Genomic DNA, 24,029 nt, shown 5'->3' with positions numbered 1-24,029 from the left:
AGTAAAAAAGTACTAATAAAATTTCAAGATAACTCTATCAGTAAAAGTACCATGTTTTTTTCAAAAAAGGAAGAGGAATAAATAGAATCGAACTACAGATAATTTTGTTCCTACACGGTGTTAGTTTGTAACTTCAATACTCATTAAGACGACTAATAAGGGTAAAAGGATTACAAATGAGGTGTATACATGAAAAAAATCTTGGTGTTCATATTGGCCATTTTTATCTTAGATGGGTGTAGTGCTGAAAGAGAAGTAGAACCGGTAGTATCATCGGGTAGAGAGGAGGAAAATATGGATACAGTACAGGGAGACGTGGTATCAAAACTTATAGAAGCTAGTCCTCTAGAGTTTCAATACCGTGTGAAAAATGAAACAGGCAAGGAAATTACTCTTGATTTTACTTCTTCTCAAAGGTTTGATTATTCAATAGTGAACTCAAATGGGGAAGAAGTGTTCTTATTTTCTAGTGTCAGCTCCTTCCTACAAGTGATAGGAAAAGAGGTACTCTCTCCAGGGGAACAACTATCTTATGACATTTACGTAAAAGATGTTGAATTAAGTAGAGGGAAATATACGTTAAATGCTTGGATGACACCAAGGACAGGAAATGTCTATAGCTCGTCAATTCAATTCACAATTGAGTAAATATCCTTGTTTGTAAAATGCCTAACCTATAGGGTGGTTAGGCATTTTCTGTTGTAGCCGCTAGGATTGGATGAAGAAAATGGTATAATAGGTTGGGAAAGAATATTAAAGGCTCACGAGGAGGTTGAAGAGCTAGTGCGATTTACAAAAAGTATTCCTAATATGTTTACATTAGGAAATTTATTTTGCGGCTTTTTATCCATCGGTTTTGCTGCAGAAGGTGAATATAATAATGCGGCCATTTTAATACTGATTGGTATGATGTTGGATAGCATGGATGGGCGCTTGGCGAGGATGCTTAAGGCAGATAGTTCACTCGGAAAAGAGTTAGATTCACTAGCAGATATCGTTACGTTTGGAGTCGCTCCATCATTTTTAGTGTATTATACATACTTAAATCAACTTGGTAAGTTAGGGATTATGGTTGCTGGTTTATTCCCTCTGTTTGGTGCTTATCGGCTAGCCAGATTTAATATAAGTAGCACGAAATCTAGCTTGAACTATTTTATTGGTGTACCAATCACCGCAGCAGGTGGGATATTGGCCTTATTAACGCTATTTGGTAATTTTATACCGAATGTAATAACAACCGTTGTATTTACTGGATTATGTTTCTTAATGGTAAGCAGGATTAGAATTCCAAGTTTTAAGGAAATTCCTTTACCAAAATATGGGACGATTGTTACACTCTTTATCGGGTGTTTGTTATTTGTAATCTATAAAGGTACATATAAACAATTTCCATATTTAATCTACATAGCAACTCCACTTTACATTGCCTATTTAGCCTATCGCTTTGTAAAAAAGAAAAATAGCAAAGAAGAACTGGAGTAAAAAAACCCCTTCACTTTGAAGGGGTTTTGATTTCTTTATTTTACTTAAAGAAAACTTTATCAATATTATATTTTGCCTGCAATGTATTGATAATATATGTTTCATAAATTTCTCTTTCCATCGCGTCTTCAACAGTGATAACAGCAATTTTGTATACTTCATCTCGATGTTTCTTGATAGGAGAAACTTGGTCTTCAAAATGCTTTTTCACTCTTGGGCGAAGCTTCCGTGCCTTACCAACAAACATTAAATCATCGCTTGCATTAAAGAAAAGGATGATTCCGCCTTTATCTCTTGGAATTTTGTGATAATCGGTAAAACCATATTCGCTGCTTATTACTGCTTCAACTGGCTCTCCAACTTGTCGTTTCCTCGTAATTACGACATCTGGGTTAGGGATTTCAATTTTTATCATATGTATTCACTTCCTATTCTTCCATTGATACTACCATTATTATAGGTAAAAATCTACTTTGTAATCCTTGTGAGTAATATCACTAAAAAATCAAAAAAAGAAAATATGAACGTTTTGTGAATTGCTCAAATCCTATTCCTCAAGTTAAATGATCCATTCTTTTACGGGCAAAGACGAAGTAAATGGTAATTTAGTATTAGGAAAAAAGTATATTATAATGATTAATTTATTTTTGTCAAATTAGCTATGTTAGGAAATGTAACATTAATTAAGGCGAATTTTTTAACTATTGAAACAACTATTGATGAGTACTAACCTGTTATGGATAATATTTCTATAAAATATCTTTGTAATAGATGAGACTGTAGGAGGAGTACTTGATGAAGATGATTGATAGCTATATCTTAACAAGTGAAACACTGTATATGAAACCTGAAATTGATTCAAACGATCATGTACGTACAATGGTTCAGGAAGGAAAGGAATCCTTTTTGGTTTCGAAATCTCCTAAGAGAATATTAGAGGAAACCATGAAATACTATGGATTTACTTTAGAAGGGGCGATAAATGGAGCCAAAGCAGTATTAGGTAACTATCACATGGTCCCAATTGTTATTAGTGCACCACTAAACATGTACTGGTTTCCAACTCAATCTCCTGCTAGTGACCACTGTATATGGATGTCGCTAGTACATATAGAAGACATTGTAAAATTTGATTATTTAAATTCAATTGTTTATTTTAAAGTCGGGAATTCAATCATTATTAATAAGAAAGCATCTAGATTAATAAACAAACAACAGCAAACGGCGATCTTGAAAGTAAGAACGGAACAGCGGCTTGCCAAGACGAATGCCCATTTTATGCGATAATAATAACGGAGTTTAAAGGCAGAAAATCCATTTGTGAATAAAAGAAAAAACACCGGTATATGTAGATATTTGCCGGTGTTTTGGTGAAGTGTATTAGTCAAAGACGATGGTTTTGTTTCCAAACGGAATGATTCTATGGCTATTATGCCATTTTACCGCCTTTAATAGTACCTTCCTTTCAACTTGACTTCCAATTTTCTTTAAGTCAGACAGTTCGTGATGATGTTTGACACGTTCGATATCTTGTTCAATAATTGGTCCTTCGTCTAGATCATCAGTTACATAATGGGCTGTTGCACCAATTAATTTAACTCCTCTTTCATAAGCACGCTTATAAGGATTCGCTCCGACAAAGGCAGGTAGGAAAGAGTGGTGAATATTAATTATTTGGCATGGATAATGCTCGATAAATGAGGGAGACAAAATTTGCATGTATCTTGCTAAAACAATGGTATCTATTTCATACTCTTTTAAGAGTTCCAATTGCTTCTTTTCAACTTCTTCTTTTGTTTCACGAGTAATTGGTAAATAGTAAAAAGGAATGTTAACATTCTCAACATATTCTTTTAAATCCTCATGGTTTCCAATAACTAATTTAATATCGCCTAGCAAATCCCCACGTTGCCATTCTAGTAATAATTCGAGGAGACAGTGATTCTCCTTTGAAACAAAAATGGCTAAGCTTTGTGATTCATTTCCATAATTAAAGGAATACTTCATGTCAAATATTTCGGATAGAAGTTGGAATGATTTTTCTATAGATGATTTTTTATGTTCTAAATCTGAACATTCGAATTCGATCCGTAAGAAAAAATGACCGGCTTCTGGGTCAGTTGAATGTTGGTTTGAATCGATAATATTGCAGTCATGGTTAAATAATGTAGTTGAAACCTTCGAAACGATGCCTGGTCTATCAGGGCAACTGATAAGTAGGATTCCACGATTGTTTCTTTTTTCTTTTATGTCGTGTTGCAAGGTAATCCCCCTCGTTGTAATTATATTGTCCAATCATACTACAGACAAAGGTAGTTTTGTACATAAATATTTTTGTTATGTGAAGTTTGTTAATTTTCAGAACACAGGAAAAATCCTAGAAGTAAAACTAGGATTAATTGTATAGATTTTTATTCCTCTATTTTAGAAGGAGTTTTTTTTGTAGCTCTTATTTTGCTGTAAATATAATAAAAGATGAGAACAAGGAGGACTACTCCTCCAATTATATATTCATTAATAGAGGAGGATAAAAAACCGGCAGGAATAAGTGCTAAAACGAAAAAGTAAATAAAATTACCAAATAGAGTTCCGAAAAAAAAGCTAGAAAACTTAATGGAACTGACCCCCGCTAAAATATTCACCAAACTAGTCGGTACAAAAGGAAATATTCTAGCTTCAAAAACATAAAGGAATCCTTTATTTTCAACTTTTTCGACTAGCTTTTCATCTACCTTGCTAAGAAGCCAGCTTTGAAATAAATAGCGAACAAGAAAGAAGATAATGATGGCAGCAAAAATACTTGTTAACCAGCTCCATAAAAAACCTAATAAAAAGCCAAAAAAGGTGATATTAATGGTTATTACTACTAGTAGTGGGATGAGAGTGAATGTGTTTTGAATAAGCATGAAAAATGTTGAAAACAGCAAAATACTAATTCGATTGTTTCCAACAAATGTTTTTATCTTCTGTAAGTCACCCTCAACGATTGCTTCAAACAGTGCAGTATTTTTTAGGAAAATAAAAATTGCTAAAATAATTAAAACAAAAACCACATTTCTCCAACTTAAAAATAGCCCGTTTATAGATCGATTTTTCATATAAGTTTCATTAAGTGGGTGACACAATAATCAACCACTGCTTCCCCTTTATCTAGAGTATTTTCGCCTTGTTTATCTTATTAACTCTACGCCAATAGTGTACCACAAAGAGGGTGTCAGACACCCTAAAAAGACAAAATGGGCATTTTTGTCCGTGTGGAATGGACAGTGTAATGAAATTCTATTGTAAAATAATCTTACAAGATAAATCTAAATATTTAAAAAATTAAAAATAATCCTTTTCAATTGTGACAACTCTTATTATAATTAAAAAATAATATACTAAAGGGGGAATTTATTTGGAAGATTTCGTAAATTGGTTGAATGGGATTATATGGAGTCCAGCACTTATTTATTTATGCTTAGGAGTAGGATTGTATTTTTCACTTGCAACTAGATTTTTACAGGTTCGCCATATGGGTGATATTGGAAAGTTGATGTTCCAAAAGCATTCATCAGAAAATGGTATTACTTCATTTCAGGCTTTATCTTTAGCGCTATCTGGACGTGTAGGTACAGGTAATATCGCAGGTGTTGCTACAGCAATTGCTTACGGTGGACCTGGTGCTGTTTTTTGGATGTGGTTAATTGCGTTTTTAGGAGCTGGATCTGCGTTTGTTGAGGCTGCACTTGGTCAAGTGTACAAAGTAAAACAAAACGGTCAATATCGTGGGGGACCTGCTTTCTATATTGAAAAAGGTTTGAAAATGAAATGGTATGCCGTTTTATTCGCATTTGTTACGGTACTTGCAACGGGTGCTTTGCTTCCAGGTGTTCAAGCCAATAGCATCGCCGCGGGTATGGACAACGCTTTTGGTATTAGTCCTGCAATTACAGGAACAATTGTTGTTTTCGTCTTAGCTGTTATCATCTTTGGTGGAGTAAAGCGTATTGCACGTACAGCTGAGATTATCGTACCATTTATGGCAGTTGGGTATATTATTGTAGCATTAGCAATTATTGTATTAAATATTTCTGAGTTACCAGGAGTTATTTCATTAATTTTCTCAAGTGCTTTTGGCCAAGATGCTGCTTTTGGTGGAATACTTGGATCTGCTATTGCTTGGGGAGTAAAGCGTGGGATATATTCAAACGAAGCGGGTCAAGGTACAGCACCGCATGCGGCCTCAGCAGCAGAAGTTTCGCATCCAGCGAAGCAAGGGATTGTTCAAGCTTTCTCGGTGTATATCGATACATTATTCGTTTGTTCAGCAACAGCGTTTATGATTTTAATTACAGGTATGTACAATGTTACTCCTGAAGGGGCCGACCCAATTCGTACAAATTTAGAAGGAGTAGAACCAGGTCCTGAATATACTCAAGCTGCGGTTGAGTCTGTAATGCCAGGATTTGGTGGTCCATTTGTTGCAATTGCTTTATTGTTCTTTGCATTCACAACAATCATGGCGTACTACTATATGGCTGAAACAAATCTTGCTTACATAAATGGCAAGAAGAGCCGTAAATGGATGGACTATATATTACGTGTAGTGTTCCTATTTATGGTGTTCTACGGCAGTGTAAAGACAGCGGGTCTTGCTTGGACGCTAGGTGATATTGGGGTAGGAAGTATGGCGTGGCTTAACATTATTGCGATTGTACTCCTAACGAAGCCAGCATTGAAACTTCTTCGTGACTATGAAGAACAAAAGAAAGCTGGAAAAGACCCTGTATTCGACCCAGTTAAAGTCGGAATTGAAAATGCAGATTTCTGGGAAAAGGATTATGTGTATCTTGGAGATCACGAGGATACTAGAAAAGAATTTGAAAATAGTAAAACAATAAGTAAATAGGTTGTTCTTAAAGCTCATATTCGATTTGGGAGAGTTCATTTCACCAAATCAATATGAGCTTATTTATTTGCGAACTGTCCACCTGAGGAGGACAAAAAGGGGGAAGTGTCCACGAAGGGTGTCTGACGCCTACCTGGTGTGGTATACTTTTCGAAAAGGGCTAGAAGGGGAACGGGAATGGTAAGCAAGGAAAAGAAGCTCTACGAAGTAGATTTATATAAACCGATTCAAAAGTTTTTTTCTAAGCTTGGATATGAGGTACAGGGAGAAGTTCACCATTGCGATGTCGTGGCTCTAAAGAATGATGAGTTAATCGTTGTAGAATTGAAATTATCATTAACAGTTGACCTCCTTATGCAAGCGACTAAAAGGCAGAAGCTAACGGATCAAGTGTATATTGCAATTCCAAAACCAAAATATAAGATGAACTCTAAAAAATGGCATGATCTTTGTCACTTATTAAAAAGGCTAGAATTAGGGTTGATTGTTGTCTCTTTTTTAAAAAGCGGCCCCAAAATGGAAATCTGTTTTTCTCCACAACCATTTAACAAACAGCGAAATAAGAACTATCATGTAAGAAAACGGAAAAAGTTGATTGAGGAAATGATGGGAAGAAACGTTAATTACAATGTGGGTGGTAGTTCGAAAACAAAAATTATGACCGCATACAAGGAGAACTGTATACAAATTGCAAGTTTGTTAGAAAGAAACGGCCCGATGACTCCAAGGGCACTCCGACAACAAGGGACGGGTGAGAAGACATTATCGATTCTTTCAAAAAATTATTATGGCTGGTTTGAAAAAGTAAACAGAGGTGTATATACCATTTCTGATGTAGGAAAAAAAGAGTTGGGAAATTTCCCTGAAGTTGTTAATCATTTCCTAGTTGCTGAAGCTGAACATAATGAAAAACACTAGCTTCGAGCTAGTGTTTTTCACATTATGATGATTTTTGTTGGTCCTCTAAATGGATGAGGGAACCTTTTTTTATCCAATATTGAAAGCTATCAAGTGGAAATACACCTCTGCAACTAGAGTTTTCCATTTGAATCACGACACCATCTCTTGTTAGCTCTACAATTTTCAGTGTGTCAGATTTGCTGATATTTGGGATGAAACTTTTTGTCATTTCAAATGACATATTGTTCATTAAATCCATTGCTCATACTCCTTAATGGTAACTTTCTTTCCTTTTAATTTGTCCAAAATTAGATATTATATCCATAATTTAGTAAAGAATTTTTAAAAGAAGGTCAAATTTGAACAAACCGGTTTCAGTCAGTAAAATAAGAGTATAGACTGATACTGGAATTAGGAGAAAAAATATGAATAAGACTTATGTTACCGTTGTCTCTTTCCTGTCAATTGGAGCATTTCTGTTGCTGCTTTTGGGTTTTTCATGGACCATTCACAACCAAATGAGTAAACAAGAATCAATGGTAAGGGAACAAACACAAGTAGAGGAAATTGTAAACGAAAAGCAAGGGAAAACCATTGTTGCACTTGGCGATTCTCTAACAAGGGGTACAGGTGATGAAGAAGGAAAAGGATATATTGGTTATTTAGTTGAAGAATTAGAAGAAAAAACGGATGAAAAACTTACTCTTCATAATTATGGTGTGAAAGGGTACCGTTCAGAACAACTTCTAACTCAAGTAAAAGGGGAAACGATACAAAATCAAATCAGACATGCAGATGTTATTTTAATGACAATCGGGGGTAATGATTTGTTTCAAGGCGGACAAACCCTTGTTAGTCCGAAGCAAGACGAAATATCGGTTATAAAAGACCGATATGTAAAAAACCTGAAAGAGACCATTGATATTATTAAATCACTAAATGAAGATGCCGTCATTTTTCTTGTGGGCTTATACAATCCCTTTATTGACCTTGAGGAGGCTGTAACGACAACGGCAATTGTAAGAGATTGGAATTATTCAACCAATCAGCTTCTTGACCAATATCCGAATTCAGTTTTTGTACCAACCTTTGACTTATTTCAGCTCAAGGTGAATGACTACTTGTTTTCAGACAAGTTCCACCCAAATAGCAAAGGGTATCATTTAATTGCCGAAAGAGTTGCTTCACTAATAACATGGTAGGAGTTTTATAATGACGGAGATAACTTTATCTATTAAAGGATTACGAAAAAGAATAGGGAAAAGAGAAATTATAAAAGGACTAGACTTTGAGCTTAAAAGTGGTGAAGTATTTGGGTTTTTAGGACCTAACGGAGCAGGAAAGACAACAACCATTCGAATGTTAGTGGGCTTAATTCGTCCTACAGCAGGAAGCATATATGTTTGTGGATATGATGTAAAAAAGGATTTTGTTAAAGCTATGAGTCATTTAGGATGTATAGTAGAAAACCCGGAGCTTTATCCGTATTTAACTGGAATGGAAAATCTTCAACATTTTTCTCGTATGATACCAAACTTCGAATCCAAACATTTAGATTATGTGGTTAAATTAGTTAGACTTCAAGACAGAATTAATGATCCTGTTAAAACCTATTCACTCGGAATGAGACAAAGATTAGGAATTGCTCAGGCACTTCTAGGAAAGCCCAAGGTGTTAATTTTGGACGAGCCCACCAACGGATTAGATCCAATGGGAATACGTGAAATGAGAGAATTCATCCGGTTTTTAGCAGAAAAAGAAGGCTTAACTGTACTTGTATCAAGTCACTTACTCAGTGAAATACAATTAATGTGTGATAGGGTGGCTGTTATCTCCAAAGGAAGAGTAATTAAAGTGGATACGGTTAGCAATTTATTAAATCTTCAAGAACAATTAGTTTGGAAAGTGACTCCGTTTGAAAAGGGAATAAGCCTTCTGCAGACGGTTACATCGGTAAGTCTGGATGAAGAGAACCACTTAGTAACGCCGTTATCAGAAAAATCCTCTACGTGGAATCAAATGCTAGTAGAAAATGGAGTAGAGGTCCACGAAATCCAAAGGAAAGTGCCTACTCTTGAAGACCTATTCCTCGAATTAACAGGAGGAGAATCCGTTGAATAAGCTTATTTTTAATGAAATGCTAAAGATTATCCGGAAGAGAAAACTGGTTGTTGTTGTAGCAATTATGGCTGTTTTAATTAGTCTTTTTACATATGCACAGTTTAGGGAGGTTCAAAGGCAAATCGAAAAACTAGGAGATGTTGATTGGAGAACCACTTTACAGCAACAAATTGTTGATACACAAAACCGATTAACGAGTAGTGGTATATCGGATGAATGGAAAGCTCAGTTACAAATTCGTGTTCAGCAGCAACAATACTACCTAGATAATGATATTAATCCAGCAGAACCTGGTGCTCCTACATTTGTTCGCAGTTTTGCTCAAGAATCGATTACCCTCTTTGTTCCTTTATTAATTATGATTATTGCGGCAGACATTGTATCTTCAGAGAGGAGCGCGGGTACGGTAAAACTTTTATTAACGAGGCCGGTAAAAAGATGGAAGATTCTACTGAGCAAGTATGTTGCATTACTATTGTCCATTTCAATTATTGTAGTGCTTATGGGAGTACTAGCGTATCTGATCTCAGGAGTGGTGTTTGGATTTGGAGGTTGGGGGGCCCCAATTCTAACAGGTTTTACTAGCGTAGGAGGAGAACTTAATACTTCAAATGTTCAATTAATAGATCAGTGGCAGTATATTTTAATGGAGTTTGGCTTAGTCTGGTTCGTAGCTATTGTTGTCGGTACCATTAGTTTTATGTTGTCCGTTTTATTAAAAAGTACATCAGCTAGCATGGGAGTCATGCTTGCTGCTTTAATTGCGGGATTAATTTTGAGCAATCTTGTATCCTCCTGGCAGTCAGCGAAATATTTATTTATGATAAATCTTGATTTAACAGGATATTTAGCAGGAAGCTCTCCACCAGTACCGGGAATGACCCTTTTATTTTCTATTGGAGTATTAGTTGTTTGGGCAGTTGCTGCGTTACTTGTCTCTTTTACTGTCTTTGTACGACAAGATGTATATTAAAAAAGTACCACTTTTGTGGTACTTTTTTATATAACAGCAGAAATTTCAGCCTCCGTTAGTGGGAGAATCACTTCAAAAGTTGTTCCGATACCAACTTGGCTAGATATATGTATTTTTCCTTTGTGATTTTCAATTATTTTGAAGCAAGTTGTAAGACCTAAACCGGTTCCTTTTTCCTTGGTCGTGTAAAATGGTTGTCCGATCTTTTCAAGCGTTTCTTTTGGGATACCACATCCAGTATCAGAAAAATAAATCGATACATACTGGTTGTCATTTACAAGACTTACATGCACTTTTCCACCATTTTGCATAGCTTCAATCGCATTTTTAATGATATTTATAAACACTTGTTTAATCTGGTTTTCTTCCCCATACACCCAGATAGGCTTCTCATCTTTCTTCAGCATTATTTCAATACTATTCATATTTGCTTTTGTGCTGATAAGTGCAATTACATAGTCTAAAGTTTTAATGATGTCAAACTTTTTAAGATTGACTACTTGTGGCTTAGATAGAAGTAGCATCTCGCTTAATACAAGTTCAATCCTCTCAATCTCTGAAAATATCACATCGATATACTCTTTTTGAAGATGTCGTTGTTCTTTCAGTAACTGAATAAATCCAGAAATGGAGGTAAGCGGATTTCTTACTTCATGCGCGATAGCCGCAGACATATTTGCTACCACACTTAGCTTGTCAGAGTGTATGGCTAAGTCCTCGTTTAATTGAAGCAGTTTTAACTCTGAAAGCTTCCATTCGGTAATATCCGTTAATGTTCCAACCGTAGAAATTAGTTTTCCGTTATCGGTAAAGTTAAATTTAGAATTAACTTCTATCCAAACAAAGCCTCCATCCTTTTTACGTAAACGTACTTCTTCTTGGACAATCTGAGTGGAATGCTTTATCGTATCAATTGCTTTTTGATTCATCCATTCTTGGTCTTCATGGTACACATAAAATAAAAGGGAGCGACCAATACTCTCAAGGGGTGTATAGCCAGTTACAGTCTCCCAGGCAGGATTCAACACGGTTAAACAACCCAAGTGATCCGTTTGGTAGACTACTTGATTTAAATTGTTAAATAAATATGTATTGGTTTCTAACAGTTTTTTGTAGTTTTCTTCGCTGTTTGAAAGCTTGTTAAATAGTACTTTTGATTTGTCAAAATACGACCCAAGGCACCAAGCGGTTATTGCGAATATAAATGTGAAAGGAAGGTCAAGCCATGGATCGTAGTCATAATTCTTTGCTACATAGAAAACCAAATTCCATGTAGTCATTCCAATCAAAAACGCAATAGTTGAGATTAATCTACCTTTGTAGCGTTCAAACATTGGGCCAACTCCATCTCATAAATACTTGTGATCATTCCTGATATTACTTAATATAACCTAATTTTGTTATCCTTGGAATAGAATTTCCTTTCTTTCTAATTTAAATTTCTAAAATTCAAACTATTTATTTCGTAATATAAAATAATAACGTGAAATGATAATAAGAAGAGGGGAAGAGATCAACAAATAGATTCTTCCCTGGATTCTATTAAAAGTCCTCATCTTGAGTGGAAAATGGTATATTAAGACGTCTCTCAACTGATCTTAGTCTTTGGTTCAATCGACTTAGTCGACGAGTATGTTTTTCGTCGTTTTGGTTTAGACGGACAATCTCCTGATTTATTCTGCCAATTTCTTTATTTACTCTTGCAATTTCTTGTATTTGACGTGTTAATTCTCGATTTAGGCGTTCAATTTCCTTTGACTGGGCTTCATTTTTTCTTTCTAAAGTGGATAATCTTCTTTCTATTCCTTGAATTTGAGGTGGTTGTCGATAATAGTCAGGAATGGTTGTAGATGGGACTAGATATCCATTTGTAAAATAAGTAGGGTAGTGATACATTTGAGGCAGCTCTCCTTTAAGTTAGTTGGTATAATTTATGAATAACTTAAACATTTGACCGGGTAATAGCCTAGTGTAGATTTTTGTCACTCTTTACATTATTTCTCGGGAAAGCGCAAGACTTGACATTTAATGCGAAATCTGTGTCGGAAAATGTATTATGAAGACAATTATTGTCAGAAAATTATAAAAGGTAATTCGTGCAATCTGTCAGTTAGTGTAATATTATTTTTCTTAAAGGGAGAATTATGTTGCTAACAGAATGATAGCAGTTGCTATATCGGTGCTAAAGTTTTATACATAATAAAGTCGAAAAAAATAATTTTATGTTAGGAAACTTCTACTGCTTTTTTTCGTATAAACAAAGTAGTATTTGTTATGAAAATGAAAATAACAAACAGTTTAATGTGGAGGATATGTAGATGAATAATCATGAAATTGATTTTAAGATTTATGGAGATGACATGCAGTTTGTAGAAGTGGAGCTTGATCCAGGAGAAACGGTAGTGGCTGAAGCTGGTAGTTTAATGATGATGGAGGATCACATTCATATGGAGACGATCTTTGGAGATGGTTCTTCTGGGAGTGGGGGTCTGATGGGGAAATTGCTTGGAGCCGGAAAAAGAATGATTACTGGGGAAAGCTTGTTTATGACGACATTCACGAACCAAGGAAGTGGGAAAAAGCATGTATCCTTTGCTTCTCCTTACCCGGGAAAAATAGTACCCATGGACCTCAGTGAGTTAGGGGGAAAAATTATTTGTCAAAAAGATGCGTTTCTAGCTGCTGCAAAAGGTGTATCTGTGGGAATTGAATTTCAGAGAAAGATTGGAGCAGGATTTTTCGGTGGAGAAGGGTTTATCATGCAGAAGCTTGAAGGTGACGGAATGGCCTTTGTTCATGCTGGAGGGACCATTTATCAAAAAACGCTTGTACCTGGTGAAGTTCTACGTGTCGATACAGGATGTTTAGTCGCGATGACAAAGGAAGTAGATTATAATATCGAAATGGTTAAAGGTGTCAAAACAGCTTTATTTGGTGGAGAAGGGTTGTTTTTTGCCACATTACGTGGACCCGGGACCGTTTGGATTCAATCTCTACCTTTCAGCCGTTTAGCGAGTCGAGTATTTGCTGCTGCTCCACAGGCAGGTGGAAATGGAAAAGACGAAGGTAGTCTATTGGGTGGCGTATTTAGAATGTTGGATGGAGATTAAAAAGAGACTTTTTTTACATGAGCTGCTACTGCAGCTTATTTTTTTTACTAATTGTCCACTGTCCGCCTGAGATGGACAAAAAAAGGAAAGTGTCCACGAAGGGTGTCTGTCACCGTTATGATGGAATGGTTATAAATCTTTCGTAAATGAAGTTGTTGCGGTATAATATGTGATGTGATTAGGTATAAGCCTAGTTAGTAGGCAGATAGATACAAAGTTGAAAGAGAGTGTTCATAATGGGCCGTAAGTGGAACAATATTAAGGAAAAGAAGGCATCTAAGGATGCAAATACGAGTAGGGTCTACTCCAAATTTGCGTTAGAAATTTATGTAGCAGCAAAACAAGGTGAGCCGGATCCAGAATCAAACCAGGCACTTAAATTCGTGTTAGAACGAGCGAAAACGTATAACGTACCAAGAGTTATTATTGATCGTGCGATTGATAAGGCTAAGGGTGGAGCAGAAGAAAATTATGATGAGCTTCGTTACGAAGGCTTTGGACCTAGTGGATCAATGATCATTGTTGATGCACTTACCAATAACGTGAACCGTACAGCTTCTACCGTTCGCGCTGCTTTTGGCAAAAACGGTGGTAACATGGGAGTAAGTGGATCTGTTGCTTATATGTTTGATAATACTGCTGTATTTGGTATTGAGGGAAAAACGTCGGACGAGGTTCTTGAGTTATTAATGGAAGCAGATCTTGATGTTCGTGACATTATTGAAGAAGAGGATACTGTGATTGTTTATGCGGAACCCGATCAGTTCCACGCTGTACAGGTTGCTTTTAAAGATGCTGGAATTACAGAATTTACAGTTGCTGAGCTAACGATGCTCGCACAAAATGATATTAGCTTAGACCCAGAAGCTCAAGCGCAATTTGAAAAATTAATTGATGCATTAGAAGATTTAGAAGATGTACAACGTGTGTATCATAACGTTGATTTAGGAGAGTAAAAAAGAAACAGGTCTTTTTAATCTGGCACCCATGTCAAGGACACATGAAAAAAAGAGTTATGAAGCTAAAAGATGATTCCTATATTGAATAGGGGTCATCTTTTCTAAATTCCATTGATATCGATAATTGTTATAGTAAACCATGTAATGATTTATTTTCGCCTTCAGTTCATCTAATGTTTTACAAGACTGGTAGTCTACCTCATCCTTTAAATGCCCAAAGACTCGATTAATGCCTTTCTATGCGATAGCCAGCCGCTGATGAAACCAGTTAATTTACTCATTCATTTTCCTCCTCAATTGGATAATAACCACCTAGATAATTATATGATATGAACCTATTTCTAACAATTTTTTACTTCGTATAAATAATTTGTATTGTTTAGAAACATAATATGTCTGGATAAAAAATGGGTAAAGTAGTGAGATTTATGAAGAATCAGACACTTATTGAATTTATCAAGTTTTCAATTGTCGGAGCAATTAATACGATGGTTGATTTTGGTGTGTTTAGTTTGTTGTTTACAAATGGTTGTCCTATTTTATTGTCTCAAACTATCTCATATGGATGTGGAATGCTAAATAGTTATTTAATGAATCGTTCATGGACCTTTAAGGAGAATAAAAGAAATGAGTACTCTGAGTCCTTAAAGTATGTAGTAGCAAATGTAGCTACCTTAATTTTAGTGTCAGTGTTGATTCTTTTCTTTATCAACCTGTTTCATCTTCCAGTTTTATTAGCAAAGGTCATATGCACAGGTATTGGGATGGTATTTAACTTTATGAGTAGTAAGTTCTGGGTGTTTCAAAGGATCGAGAGAAGTAGGGGGTACGAGTGATTTGAAATAAATAGATGGAATATTGTCATTTCGAAAAAAAAGACAAAGCCAGGATCCACCCATACTTTGTCTCTCAATCGCATATTAATTTCCCCAGAGTTTCCACCAATTGCGCTTTTTTTCAGTTTTTGCTGCGGCGGCTTCACGGAAAGCTGAAACTAAATCTTGAAACCCTTCTTCGCGTTGATGAATGTGACTAGTAAATTCTTGGAGTTCGTGAATCGATTCTCGCAGCTGCTGTTGATCTTCATGCAAAGAAAAGGCAACTGTTCGAACATCATTTTTGACATCTGCTACGGTTTGAGACACTGCTGATAGAAGTTGGTCATTTTCTGCTTGAACGGTTTGATTCATATGCTCAATTTTTTGCTCAATGTTTTCGGAAGTTGCTTTCGAATGTTTCGCAATCGTTTCCGATAAGGTTCCGAATGTTTCAGAGGTATATTTCGAATTTGATTGAATTGCTTCAGTCAGAACTTGCATGTCAGCCTTTCGCTTATCATTTGATCTTTGAATAGATTTTGAAAGATCAATGACGGTTTGTAATGATGCATTTGCTAACTCGTGTTTGATTTCATCCATAAGGATGGAACGTTGCTCTAATATTTCCCGTCTAACTTCGTGAATCATGCCTTCTTTTAAAGTTTGCAGGCTAGCTTGAATATCAGTTAATTGTAATGAGTACTCGTTTGTTTTTTCCGTCTCGGCTACGTCTGTTGTAGCCAACACCATTTCGAATGATTCAGAGACAGATTCTGAAGGTGATTGTAAGTGCTTCTCTAGCAGGGTTCGAATCATTCCCTTGCCCACATTTTGAGCTCTCATAGCAGAAATTTTTTCTAATAGTTTAATTTCAACACTTGTATAATAACGCGCACCTTGCTTTGTACGCGGAATGACTAATAGTCCACTTAAATCTTTTTCCCACTGTCTAATCGTTCCAGAAGGAATTCCAAGTAGTTTTGAAACCTCTTGAATAGAATATGCTCTTGTAATTTCTTGATTTATCATAGTGACGTTCCTTTCTTATAATAATTTAGTGGTGTGCTAATATTAACAATTATTCTCTATGAAACTAGTTAGATTCCTGCCATAAGACAAAAGCTATCAAAACTAGTGTTCTTTCCCCAAAAGCTGAGGGAAAGTTTGGTTATTTGCGATTCGAGAGTCGAAATTAATAAAAAAACTCGAATGAAGAAGGTAGAAACTGTAAGTGTCAATCGCTAAACTAAAGGGAGAGTCAGAGAAAACAGGGAGGGTAAGGGATGAGAGCAATCGTATTACGTGAACTAGGAGGACCAGAGCAATTTCGACTAGAAAAAGTGGTGAAGCCCATACCGAATACTCATGAAGTGCTCGTAAAGTTAAAGGCTTCAGCATTGAACCGTCGTGATATTTATGTTCGAATGGGGCAATATCCATGTATTAAGATACCGGCAATACCAGGAGCAGATGGGGCTGGCGTGTTAGAAGATGGGTCTGAAGTTATTATCAATCCTGCAATAAATTGGGGTAAAAATGAAAACTTTTATTCGAAGGGATTTCATATTATCGGTGTTCCTTCAGATGGTACCTTTGCTGATTACATAAAAGTGCCTAAAGAAAATATATTTCAAAAGCCCACTTATCTTAGCTGGGAGGAAGCTGCAGCGCTTCCATTAGGAGGATTAACAGCCTACCGTGCGTTATTTACAAGAGGAAGACTACAAAAAGGGGAAACGGTATTAATTCCTGGGATTGGTGGTGGAGTTGCAACCTTTCTTCTACAAATGGCTACGGCTGTAAAAGCAAAGGTATTTGTTACGTCTAGTAGCGACGAGAAGATTAAAAAAGCGATAAGCATGGGAGCTTCGGGTGGTGTAAATTATAAGGAAGAAGGATGGGAGCAACTATTAAAGGAACAAATGAAAGGGTCGGCAGATCTCATTGTTGATAGTGTGGGAGGCTCTAGTTTTTCGAAATTAATTAATTTAGCTAGTAACGGGGGGAGAATTGTTAGTTTCGGAGCTACGGCTGGCCCAATTCCACAAATCGTCATGCCAAAAATATTTTTTAAGCACTTGGATATACTTGGTTCCACCATGGGTTCTCCAAAAGATTTTGCAAACATGCTGAAACTGTATGAAGAGCATCAATTACGCCCGGCTATAGATTCGGTTTATTCTTTAGAAGAGGTGCAACAAGCCCAAGATCGAATAGAGAAAGGATTTAATTTTGGAAAAGTTGTGCTGAAAATATCCAGCGAGTGATAACTATATGGCATAAAAAACACGGTCATTTTAACAGAATGACGGTGTTTTTTTATTTTTTTTAAAAAAACTCTTCTATTTTTTGGATATATAAAATATAATTCAACTGTACCATCTGTATTACGATTAATAGTACACTAGGTACAGATTGGAGGATGACCATGTTTGAGCTAGATATAAGAAGTCGAAAGCCAATATATGAGCAGCTGGTTGACAAGTTAAAAGAGCTTATCATTAGTGAAGTCATGAAAGCAGATGAACAGCTACCATCTGTTCGTGTAATGGCGCAGCAACTGACGATTAACCCGAATACGATCCAGAAAGCCTATAGAGAGCTTGAGATTCAAGGGTATATTTATTCAATCAAAGGAAAGGGGAGCTTTGTGAGTCCAGATACTCCAAAGCAAAACAGTGAAAAAATGAAGACAATTAAATCTGATCTAATAAAACTTTTGTCAGAAGCTATGTATCTTGGAATCACTAGTGATCAACTAGTCGAAATCATAAAGGAAGTGGAATCTACAATAGGGGGAGGGAGTAAGAGTGATTCAATTTAGTAAGGTAAGTAAGTCATTTGAGGGAACTGATGCGGTTGAAAATATAAACCTCCACATTCAAAAGGGTTCCATATATGGGTTGCTTGGAACAAATGGTGCGGGGAAAACTACTCTATTAAAGCTCTTAGCTGGAATTTATGTGCCTGATAACGGTTCTGTATTGGTTGATGAAAGCAAAGTATTTGAAAATAGTTACATAAAACAGCGTGTATTCTTTATTCCTGACCAACCATTCTTCTTTTCACAATACACATTAGCTGATATGGGGAAATTTTATAAGAAGATCTACGATAACTGGAATCAAGAAAGATATGTATTACTTGTGGATGCGTTTAAGATCGATGAAAAAAGAAAACTTCATAAATTCTCAAAAGGTGTCCAAAGACAGGCAGCGTTTATTCTAGCCTTGTCAACTATGCCTGAAATCCTTCTATTAGACGAGCCTATGGATGGACTGGATCCAGTTGTTCGGAAAAATATTAAAAGCTTAATTATTGAAGATGTAGCCTCAAGAGAAATGACGGTTCTTATCTCATCCCATAATTTGCGTGAGGTTGAAGATATTTGTGATTATATAGGCATTTTGCATAAAGGAGAACTATTGATTGAGAAGGAACTTGATGACCTAAAGTCTGACACACATAAAATTCAAGTAGCATTCAAGGAAAATGTTCCAGAAAATCTATTTACCGGTTTCAATCTTTTGCATCAAGAAAAAAGAGGGAGTGTCCTTATCTGTATTGTTAAAGGAAAAGAAGAGGAAATAGTAGGTAAAGTCATGCAATATCAACCTGTAATTCTCGATATTCTCCCATTAACATTAGAAGAAATCTTTATTTATGAAATGGAGGGTGTCGGATATGCCATCAAGAACATCTTTACTTAACACAGAGATATCAAAATTAATACTTAGAAGCTCAGGCTGGGTATCTATTATTTATTTTCTTGTTTTGTTGTTTGCTATTCCATTTGAAATATTAATGAGCACTACAAATGAGCGTTTGATGTTTGAACCCGCGAATGTGTTTCAATACAATCTGGAGCTTCAATATATTTTACTAATATCTGTGCCAGTTTTATTGCCATTGTTCTTGTTTCATTTTATGCAGTCAAAACAAAGCTCAGATCTTATTCATAGTTTACCAGTAAATAGACAAAAGCTATTCCATCAATACACCCTTTCTGGTTGGTTTATGGTAAACATACCTGTAGTCATTATTGCAGTGATTGTTTTCGTTCAGCGTAGTGTGCTGGATCTACAATCTATTTTAGTCATTGACTCTATTTTTTATTGGTTAGGGATGACAATTCTTTTTAATACCATCATATATATTAGTACAGTGTTTATCGGTATGGTCACAGGTATTTCTATTGTACAAGGTATTCTATCGTATGTTTTTTTGCTTTTACCAGTTGGATTATTTATATTAGGTGCATTTAACCTAAAGTTTTTTATGTTTGGTTTTCCAGATAGTTATCATCTTAACGGAAAAATACTATATTTATCTCCACTTACCATGTTAGAAGGAATACAAAAGATTTCAAATGAATTACCTTTATGGATTTATGCTGGTATATCTGTATTATTGTATTTCCTTAGTTTAGTACTTTATAAGAAGAGGAAACCGGAATCTGTATCACAAGCCGTTATTTTTCCAATATTAAAACCAATATTGAAATTAGGTATGACTGTTTGCTGTGCATTATTGGCGGCTGCCTACTTCGGTGACTATCGTGTGGTATCCGAAGGATGGCTATTCTTCGGATATCTGTTTGGATCCTTTTTTGGTTATGTACTAGCTGAAATTCTACTTCATAAAACATGGAGAGTATTTGGTCATCTTAAAGGTTATCTATACTATGGTGGTATTTTGATAGTAATTATTGCTATTTTTCAGTTTGATCTAACTAACTATGAGAATCGAATTCCAGAGATAGAGGATATTCAAAGGGTGCATTTAAGTGATGGTCCGTATCTTTACTTGAATCCTGAGCAAAGTGGCTATTCAAAAGATACCTTCTATCTAAATGAAAACACTAACATTCAATTAGTTCACGATTTGCATAAGCAGATACTTTTCAATAAAGAAAGTAAAAGAGCATTAGGTGAACCATACGAAACCGCCTTTTTTGTGTATGAGTTAAAGAACGGAAAAAAATTGGTTCGTGAATACGAAATAAACAAAGAGGATTATTTGGCATACTACAAACCTATTCATGAATCAAAGGAATATAAAGAGGTAACCTATCCAGTGTTCAATTTAACAATGGATGAAATTAACATGATAACTATTGAGTCAATGGGTTATAAAAATGATCGTGCCGTAATTTCTGAGAAAGCGGATATTAAGGAATTTCTATCAATAATAAAGGAAGATATACTAGCCTCAACGTATGAAGAGATGTATAGCTCCAAGTCTTTTCAGTCTCATATTTCCTTTTCTTTGAATAATAGTAAGGAATACTACGGATACGCAGATCTCCCTGCCTTAGATACCTACCAAAGGCTCGAAAATTGGTTAGGTGAGAAAGAACTACTTGATAATGCCTTTATATCGGAGGAAGACATCGATTATGCTGTGGTTCTTGAAAAAGAAGACCTCGAAATTAATCCTGATGGATACTCAAATCATGAAGTTTTTACTAATATGAATAATCATCCAAACGCCAAAACCTTCAAAACGAAAGGTCAAATAAAAGAACTGATGGATATTACGGAAGATGCTTATTTACCAGATAGTAAAAAAACGTACGTAGTCGCCTATAAATTTAAAAATCAACAGGACCCTTATTTAGGAACGTTTGACAAGAGCAATACACCTGCATTTGTAACTGAACAATTTAAATAATTAATTACGGGGAAAGGGAGGAGTGATCATGAATGAGCAATTATCGAAGGAAGATATGATGACGATTTGCTATAGTCATCAAAAACTTCTATTTCATATCGCCTTCGGTATCACTAGAGATTACCATTTAGCACAGGACGTAGTACAAGAAACGTATTTCAAAGCATTTCGAAAAATAGATACCGTCATTGATGATGCGAAGCTCCGCTCATGGCTATCTTCCATTGCTTCGAGAACAGCGATTGATTTTGTGAGGAAAGAAAAAAGACGAAATGAAGTACTTGAAACGGAAATTACTTACCAAGAGGTCGCATCTCATAAAAATGTAGAAGAAGAGGTGAGTTCTTTGTTATTACATAATGAAATAACAAAAGCCTTTGGTGTACTGACTGCCAATCAACAATCTGTGCTTCATCTAAAGGTAGTTGAAGGGATGAAGGAAAAAGAAATTGCTGAAACATTACATCTTAATCAAAACAATGTCAAAACCGTGTTACACAGAGCTAGGAAAAAATTATCGATGCATTTAGCAGAAAAAAACTATGCATGACATTTTTTGAACATAAAGAAGGAACGTTACTGCTCCACAGCAGTAACGTTTTTAGTTTTTCTTTCGAGGATCCGACTCTTCAGCAAATTCTGTCCCAAATGCTAGCTTCTGAGACGGTCTTAGAGGTCTTTTTTCTTCCATAGGAGTCGCTGCGCTTACTCGACCTAAAATAAATAAATGTACAAACACTTCAGAAATTCCAATCAATGTTGCTGCTATAATACTTCCCCATGCAATCTGTTCATAGCTGTGTAAAAGTATGTTTCCAAAAATCCATACAATCGCATAGACAGTGAAAAAATCGATAACAACAGCCGCTCGGTTTCCAACCCTCGGTAAGATTATTTTATCTCCTATGAAATAGGAAACTATGGTTACCAAAATGCTGAATGACAAGACTTCAGATACCCCGGCTTCAAAGAACAGGTCAAAGGCAATAGTAAATATAATCAAACAAGCAATGAACTTAAAAAGAATGATTCTAAAATTTGTGTGCATAGCTTTCACTCCTTTTTACATATTGTAAACGTAAGTTCATTTTCCATTCACCAAAGGGAAGAGAAACATGAAAAACCATATTGTCCTCTCTAAAAATACATTTGTCCATCTAATGAGGAAAAAATGCTTGATTCTTTACTCCTTTGAAGCGATAATAAATATAAATTTTATTTATCAGGGGATGTTTACATGAAGGTAGCAAAATTCGGAGGATCATCTTTAGCAAATGGAGAGCAGTTACAAAAAGTATTTCAAATCGTCATAGCTGATCCTAGTCGAAAGGTAATTGTTGTATCAGCACCAGGAAAGAGAAAATCAGATGATATCAAAGTGACAGATTTGTTGATCCATTGCGCTGAGCAAGGATTGAATGGTGAAGATACAAGTGCTACATTAGAGGAAATAATCGATCGCTACGATAGTATTGTTAAGGAACTTAATCTCTCATCAGATATTACAGAAGAGATTAGAAATACTTTACACTCTTTATTATCCGCAGATAAATCCAATCCAGACCACTATATGGAGGCTCTTAAAGCGGCTGGTGAAGACAATAATGCAAAATTAGTTGCGAAGTTCTTTCAATCAAAAGGAGTGCAGGCAAAATACATCAATCCAAAGGAAGCTGGATTGTTTGTTACTGATGAGACAGGAAATGCACAAGTATTACAGGAATCTTATGACAATCTATATAAACTACGAGAAGAAGATGGGATTTTGATCTTCCCTGGGTTTTTCGGATATACAAAGGCGGGAAATGTTGTAACTTTTTCAAGAAGTGGTTCCGATATTACAGGCTCGATCTTAGCGAATGGAATAAAAGCAGATCTGTATGAAAATTTCACGGACGTAGATGCTGTTTATTCCGTAAATCCAAATCTGGTTCAAGACCCAAAAGAAATAAAAGAACTTACTTACCGTGAAATGAGAGAACTTTCTTACGCTGGATTTTCTGTATTTCACGATGAAGCATTAATTCCAGCTTTTAGGGCAGGAATTCCAGTACAGGTAAAAAACACGAATAACCCGCTATCACCAGGGACTTTAATTGTTCATCAGCGTAGTGTTCAAAATGGTCCTGTAACAGGAATTGCAAGTGATAAAGGGTTCTGTAGTATTTATGTTGGAAAATATTTAATGAACAGAGAAATCGGTTTTGGAAGTAGATTATTAAGAATATTAGAAGAACATGGAATGTCCTACGAGCATACTCCGTCAGGAATTGATGATATTTCTGTTATTTTACGTCAGGATCAAATGGATTACGAAACAGAACAACGTATTGTAAACCTAATTCTCACTGAATTGCATGCAGATGAAGTGAAGGTTGAGCACGATTTGGCTTTAATCATGATTGTTGGTGAAGGCATGAGACAAAATGTTGGAACAACAGCAAAAGCTGCGAAGGCTCTTGCCGATGCTGGTGTGAATATTGAGATGATTAACCAAGGTTCATCTGAAGTAAGTATGATGTTTGGTGTCAAAGAAGCGGATGAAAAGCATGCTGTAAAAGCACTTTATAATGAGTTCTTTGTCGGTGTTCCGGTATAAGATACGAGAAGCATGAATATTCATGCTTCTGTTTTTTATGGAAACGAAAACCCCGGGCTAGGCCCGGGGTTCCAAAAAGCTTTCAGCGTGGTATTAAAAAAACTTCCTCATGGTGCTAAAATATTTTTGGTTCGCCAACCAAAATACCAGCACGGAGGAAGTCCCATGTCTAAAGACAATAATAGTTTAGCACACACTACCTGGAATTGTAAGTATCACATCGTCTTTGTTTATTAATAATAATTTTGTTTTAGTCAAAAATAAAGGAAATATGATAATAAAATCAAGCAAATCGAAATTAAAAAGAAAACTCCACCATTAGTATAAAAAAAACTCCTTTGCTCAAAACAGCGGAGTTTTTACTTTACTATATCTAACCTGTTTTTGACATCTTTAAATTTCCTAAAGTTGACGGTATTGCCTGTCCAGAATTAGTCGATTATAATGTCCGTATATAATTCGAAACATTTCGACATTTATTTTGGGGAAAGGAAAAGACGTCC

The 24,029-nt window shown here is 35.7% G+C and carries 25 protein-coding genes and 2 pseudogenes; 18 read left to right on the top strand and 9 right to left on the bottom strand.

Features of this window, described 5'->3' with window-relative positions:
- The first annotated feature begins 189 nt into the window (after positions 1–189).
- Together ACFFHF_RS16845 and pssA are read left to right on the top strand one after the other, a co-directional pair.
- The gene (locus tag ACFFHF_RS16845) at positions 190–648 is read left to right on the top strand and encodes a BsuPI-related putative proteinase inhibitor (RefSeq protein ID WP_160548639.1); all 459 of its coding nucleotides are present in this window, start codon (positions 190–192) and stop codon (positions 646–648) included.
- A 135-nt stretch (positions 649–783) separates the two neighbouring features.
- A complete protein-coding gene (gene pssA, locus ACFFHF_RS16840; RefSeq protein WP_340904173.1) occupies positions 784–1,482 on the top strand; it encodes a CDP-diacylglycerol--serine O-phosphatidyltransferase in 699 nt (232 codons plus the stop codon).
- A 40-nt stretch (positions 1,483–1,522) separates the two neighbouring features.
- Here the strand turns inward: pssA and ACFFHF_RS16835 are convergent, their stop codons facing one another.
- Positions 1,523–1,897: a nucleotide excision repair endonuclease gene (locus ACFFHF_RS16835; protein WP_160548640.1), complete on the bottom strand. Its 375-nt coding sequence runs from the start codon at positions 1,895–1,897 to the stop codon at positions 1,523–1,525.
- Between the two features lie 380 nt (positions 1,898–2,277).
- On the opposite strand from ACFFHF_RS16835, the gene ACFFHF_RS16830 reads away from it, so the two are divergent.
- Entirely contained in the window at positions 2,278–2,769 is a 492-nt protein-coding gene (locus tag ACFFHF_RS16830) for a competence protein ComK (protein WP_340904171.1), read from the top strand.
- Positions 2,770–2,862: 93 nt separating this feature from the next.
- Here the strand turns inward: ACFFHF_RS16830 and purU are convergent, their stop codons facing one another.
- Together purU and ACFFHF_RS16820 are read right to left on the bottom strand one after the other, a co-directional pair.
- Positions 2,863–3,750, bottom strand: coding sequence for a formyltetrahydrofolate deformylase (gene purU, locus ACFFHF_RS16825; RefSeq protein ID WP_377058660.1), 888 nt, complete (start codon positions 3,748–3,750; stop codon positions 2,863–2,865).
- 143 nt (positions 3,751–3,893) lie between these two features.
- On the bottom strand, positions 3,894–4,580 hold the full coding sequence (locus ACFFHF_RS16820; RefSeq protein WP_377058648.1) for a TVP38/TMEM64 family protein: 687 nt from the start codon (positions 4,578–4,580) through the stop codon (positions 3,894–3,896).
- Positions 4,581–4,879: 299 nt separating this feature from the next.
- On the opposite strand from ACFFHF_RS16820, the gene ACFFHF_RS16815 reads away from it, so the two are divergent.
- Positions 4,880–6,373 carry an amino acid carrier protein gene (locus tag ACFFHF_RS16815; protein WP_160548644.1) on the top strand — a complete coding sequence of 498 codons (1,494 nt, stop codon included), beginning with the start codon at positions 4,880–4,882 and terminating at the stop codon, positions 6,371–6,373.
- Positions 6,374–6,550: 177 nt separating this feature from the next.
- Positions 6,551–7,291 carry a DUF2161 domain-containing phosphodiesterase gene (locus ACFFHF_RS16810; protein WP_377058647.1) on the top strand — a complete coding sequence of 247 codons (741 nt, stop codon included), beginning with the start codon at positions 6,551–6,553 and terminating at the stop codon, positions 7,289–7,291.
- Between the two features lie 22 nt (positions 7,292–7,313).
- Here ACFFHF_RS16810 and ACFFHF_RS16805 read toward each other — a convergent pair whose 3' ends face one another.
- Positions 7,314–7,532, bottom strand: coding sequence for a hypothetical protein (locus ACFFHF_RS16805; protein ID WP_160548646.1), 219 nt, complete (start codon positions 7,530–7,532; stop codon positions 7,314–7,316).
- Between the two features lie 166 nt (positions 7,533–7,698).
- Between ACFFHF_RS16805 and ACFFHF_RS16800 the strand changes: the two genes are divergently transcribed.
- Genes ACFFHF_RS16800 through ACFFHF_RS16790 form a run of 3 tightly spaced genes read left to right on the top strand, consistent with a single transcriptional unit; the run spans position 7,699 to position 10,367 of the window.
- Positions 7,699–8,475: an SGNH/GDSL hydrolase family protein gene (locus tag ACFFHF_RS16800; protein WP_160548647.1), complete on the top strand. Its 777-nt coding sequence runs from the start codon at positions 7,699–7,701 to the stop codon at positions 8,473–8,475.
- Positions 8,476–8,485: 10 nt separating this feature from the next.
- The gene (locus tag ACFFHF_RS16795) at positions 8,486–9,394 is read left to right on the top strand and encodes an ABC transporter ATP-binding protein (RefSeq protein ID WP_160548648.1); all 909 of its coding nucleotides are present in this window, start codon (positions 8,486–8,488) and stop codon (positions 9,392–9,394) included.
- The gene (locus ACFFHF_RS16790; protein ID WP_340904164.1) at positions 9,387–10,367 is read left to right on the top strand and encodes an ABC transporter permease; all 981 of its coding nucleotides are present in this window, start codon (positions 9,387–9,389) and stop codon (positions 10,365–10,367) included. Before ACFFHF_RS16795 ends, ACFFHF_RS16790 begins: the two co-directional genes overlap by 8 nt.
- 26 nt (positions 10,368–10,393) lie before the next feature.
- On the opposite strand, the gene ACFFHF_RS16785 is transcribed toward ACFFHF_RS16790, so the two are convergent.
- Entirely contained in the window at positions 10,394–11,701 is a 1,308-nt protein-coding gene (locus tag ACFFHF_RS16785; RefSeq protein ID WP_377058646.1) for an ATP-binding protein, read from the bottom strand.
- Between the two features lie 208 nt (positions 11,702–11,909).
- Entirely contained in the window at positions 11,910–12,263 is a 354-nt protein-coding gene (locus tag ACFFHF_RS16780) for a hypothetical protein (RefSeq protein ID WP_377058645.1), read from the bottom strand.
- Between the two features lie 422 nt (positions 12,264–12,685).
- Here ACFFHF_RS16780 and ACFFHF_RS16775 point away from each other — a divergent pair, with 422 nt between their 5' ends.
- Both ACFFHF_RS16775 and ACFFHF_RS16770 read left to right on the top strand, forming a co-directional pair.
- Positions 12,686–13,477, top strand: coding sequence for a TIGR00266 family protein (locus ACFFHF_RS16775; RefSeq protein WP_377058644.1), 792 nt, complete (start codon positions 12,686–12,688; stop codon positions 13,475–13,477).
- Between the two features lie 236 nt (positions 13,478–13,713).
- Complete coding sequence (locus tag ACFFHF_RS16770; RefSeq protein ID WP_119708731.1) at positions 13,714–14,433, top strand: YebC/PmpR family DNA-binding transcriptional regulator; 720 nt, start codon at positions 13,714–13,716, stop codon at positions 14,431–14,433.
- 57 nt (positions 14,434–14,490) lie between these two features.
- On the opposite strand, the pseudogene ACFFHF_RS16765 reads toward ACFFHF_RS16770, so the two are convergent.
- Positions 14,491–14,655 (bottom strand): annotated as a pseudogene (locus ACFFHF_RS16765) (IS3 family transposase); the annotation flags it as partial.
- Between the two features lie 209 nt (positions 14,656–14,864).
- On the opposite strand from ACFFHF_RS16765, the gene ACFFHF_RS16760 reads away from it, so the two are divergent.
- Positions 14,865–15,272, top strand: a complete 408-nt coding sequence (locus tag ACFFHF_RS16760; protein WP_160547003.1) for a GtrA family protein — start codon at positions 14,865–14,867, stop codon at positions 15,270–15,272.
- Positions 15,273–15,356: 84 nt separating this feature from the next.
- Here the strand turns inward: ACFFHF_RS16760 and ACFFHF_RS16755 are convergent, their stop codons facing one another.
- Positions 15,357–16,283, bottom strand: coding sequence for a MerR family transcriptional regulator (locus ACFFHF_RS16755; protein WP_340904158.1), 927 nt, complete (start codon positions 16,281–16,283; stop codon positions 15,357–15,359).
- Positions 16,284–16,537: 254 nt separating this feature from the next.
- Between ACFFHF_RS16755 and ACFFHF_RS16750 the strand changes: the two genes are divergently transcribed.
- From ACFFHF_RS16750 to ACFFHF_RS16730, 5 genes are all read left to right on the top strand, one after another.
- Positions 16,538–17,521 carry a zinc-binding dehydrogenase gene (locus ACFFHF_RS16750; RefSeq protein ID WP_340904156.1) on the top strand — a complete coding sequence of 328 codons (984 nt, stop codon included), beginning with the start codon at positions 16,538–16,540 and terminating at the stop codon, positions 17,519–17,521.
- 161 nt (positions 17,522–17,682) lie between these two features.
- Complete coding sequence (locus ACFFHF_RS16745; protein WP_160547006.1) at positions 17,683–18,078, top strand: GntR family transcriptional regulator; 396 nt, start codon at positions 17,683–17,685, stop codon at positions 18,076–18,078.
- Positions 18,065–18,964, top strand: coding sequence for an ABC transporter ATP-binding protein (locus ACFFHF_RS16740; protein ID WP_377058643.1), 900 nt, complete (start codon positions 18,065–18,067; stop codon positions 18,962–18,964). Before ACFFHF_RS16745 ends, ACFFHF_RS16740 begins: the two co-directional genes overlap by 14 nt.
- Entirely contained in the window at positions 18,939–20,927 is a 1,989-nt protein-coding gene (locus ACFFHF_RS16735; protein ID WP_377058642.1) for a DUF6449 domain-containing protein, read from the top strand. The genes ACFFHF_RS16740 and ACFFHF_RS16735 overlap by 26 nt, the downstream gene beginning before the upstream one ends.
- A gap of 28 nt (positions 20,928–20,955) precedes the next feature.
- Complete coding sequence (locus tag ACFFHF_RS16730; RefSeq protein WP_340904152.1) at positions 20,956–21,477, top strand: RNA polymerase sigma factor; 522 nt, start codon at positions 20,956–20,958, stop codon at positions 21,475–21,477.
- Positions 21,478–21,528: 51 nt separating this feature from the next.
- On the opposite strand, the gene ACFFHF_RS16725 is transcribed toward ACFFHF_RS16730, so the two are convergent.
- Positions 21,529–21,975: a YndM family protein gene (locus ACFFHF_RS16725; RefSeq protein ID WP_340904150.1), complete on the bottom strand. Its 447-nt coding sequence runs from the start codon at positions 21,973–21,975 to the stop codon at positions 21,529–21,531.
- Positions 21,976–22,164: 189 nt separating this feature from the next.
- On the opposite strand from ACFFHF_RS16725, the gene ACFFHF_RS16720 reads away from it, so the two are divergent.
- Together ACFFHF_RS16720 and ACFFHF_RS24805 are read left to right on the top strand one after the other, a co-directional pair.
- Positions 22,165–23,526, top strand: a complete 1,362-nt coding sequence (locus tag ACFFHF_RS16720; RefSeq protein ID WP_340904148.1) for an aspartate kinase — start codon at positions 22,165–22,167, stop codon at positions 23,524–23,526.
- Positions 23,527–23,691: 165 nt separating this feature from the next.
- Positions 23,692–23,754, top strand: a pseudogene (locus tag ACFFHF_RS24805) (IS200/IS605 family transposase); the annotation flags it as partial.
- Positions 23,755–24,029: the final 275 nt, after the last annotated feature.

It is taken from the genome of Robertmurraya beringensis, assembly GCF_042433785.1.
Taxonomy (GTDB): Bacteria; Bacillota; Bacilli; order Bacillales; family Cytobacillaceae; genus Robertmurraya_A; species Robertmurraya_A beringensis.
Note: the sequence above shows the minus strand (reverse complement) of the source record. Positions and strands in the feature narration are given on the sequence as shown.

Bases quoted from the DNA above. Each gene is read 5' to 3' on its own strand.
- ACFFHF_RS16845 (WP_160548639.1), top strand. From the start codon at position 190: ATGAAAAAAATCTTGGTGTTCATATTGGCCATTTTTATCTTAGATGGG.
- ACFFHF_RS16835 (WP_160548640.1), bottom strand. From the start codon at position 1,897: ATGATAAAAATTGAAATCCCTAACCCAGATGTCGTAATTACGAGGAAA.
- ACFFHF_RS16830 (WP_340904171.1), top strand. From the start codon at position 2,278: ATGAAGATGATTGATAGCTATATCTTAACAAGTGAAACACTGTATATG.
- ACFFHF_RS16820 (WP_377058648.1), bottom strand. From the start codon at position 4,580: ATGAAAAATCGATCTATAAACGGGCTATTTTTAAGTTGGAGAAATGTG.
- ACFFHF_RS16810 (WP_377058647.1), top strand. From the start codon at position 6,551: ATGGTAAGCAAGGAAAAGAAGCTCTACGAAGTAGATTTATATAAACCG.
- ACFFHF_RS16805 (WP_160548646.1), bottom strand. From the start codon at position 7,532: ATGGATTTAATGAACAATATGTCATTTGAAATGACAAAAAGTTTCATC.
- ACFFHF_RS16800 (WP_160548647.1), top strand. From the start codon at position 7,699: ATGAATAAGACTTATGTTACCGTTGTCTCTTTCCTGTCAATTGGAGCA.
- ACFFHF_RS16795 (WP_160548648.1), top strand. From the start codon at position 8,486: ATGACGGAGATAACTTTATCTATTAAAGGATTACGAAAAAGAATAGGG.
- ACFFHF_RS16785 (WP_377058646.1), bottom strand. From the start codon at position 11,701: ATGTTTGAACGCTACAAAGGTAGATTAATCTCAACTATTGCGTTTTTG.
- ACFFHF_RS16780 (WP_377058645.1), bottom strand. From the start codon at position 12,263: ATGTATCACTACCCTACTTATTTTACAAATGGATATCTAGTCCCATCT.
- ACFFHF_RS16775 (WP_377058644.1), top strand. From the start codon at position 12,686: ATGAATAATCATGAAATTGATTTTAAGATTTATGGAGATGACATGCAG.
- ACFFHF_RS16770 (WP_119708731.1), top strand. From the start codon at position 13,714: ATGGGCCGTAAGTGGAACAATATTAAGGAAAAGAAGGCATCTAAGGAT.
- ACFFHF_RS16760 (WP_160547003.1), top strand. From the start codon at position 14,865: ATGAAGAATCAGACACTTATTGAATTTATCAAGTTTTCAATTGTCGGA.
- ACFFHF_RS16755 (WP_340904158.1), bottom strand. From the start codon at position 16,283: ATGATAAATCAAGAAATTACAAGAGCATATTCTATTCAAGAGGTTTCA.
- ACFFHF_RS16750 (WP_340904156.1), top strand. From the start codon at position 16,538: ATGAGAGCAATCGTATTACGTGAACTAGGAGGACCAGAGCAATTTCGA.
- ACFFHF_RS16745 (WP_160547006.1), top strand. From the start codon at position 17,683: ATGTTTGAGCTAGATATAAGAAGTCGAAAGCCAATATATGAGCAGCTG.
- ACFFHF_RS16735 (WP_377058642.1), top strand. From the start codon at position 18,939: ATGCCATCAAGAACATCTTTACTTAACACAGAGATATCAAAATTAATA.
- ACFFHF_RS16730 (WP_340904152.1), top strand. From the start codon at position 20,956: ATGAATGAGCAATTATCGAAGGAAGATATGATGACGATTTGCTATAGT.
- ACFFHF_RS16725 (WP_340904150.1), bottom strand. From the start codon at position 21,975: ATGCACACAAATTTTAGAATCATTCTTTTTAAGTTCATTGCTTGTTTG.
- ACFFHF_RS16720 (WP_340904148.1), top strand. From the start codon at position 22,165: ATGAAGGTAGCAAAATTCGGAGGATCATCTTTAGCAAATGGAGAGCAG.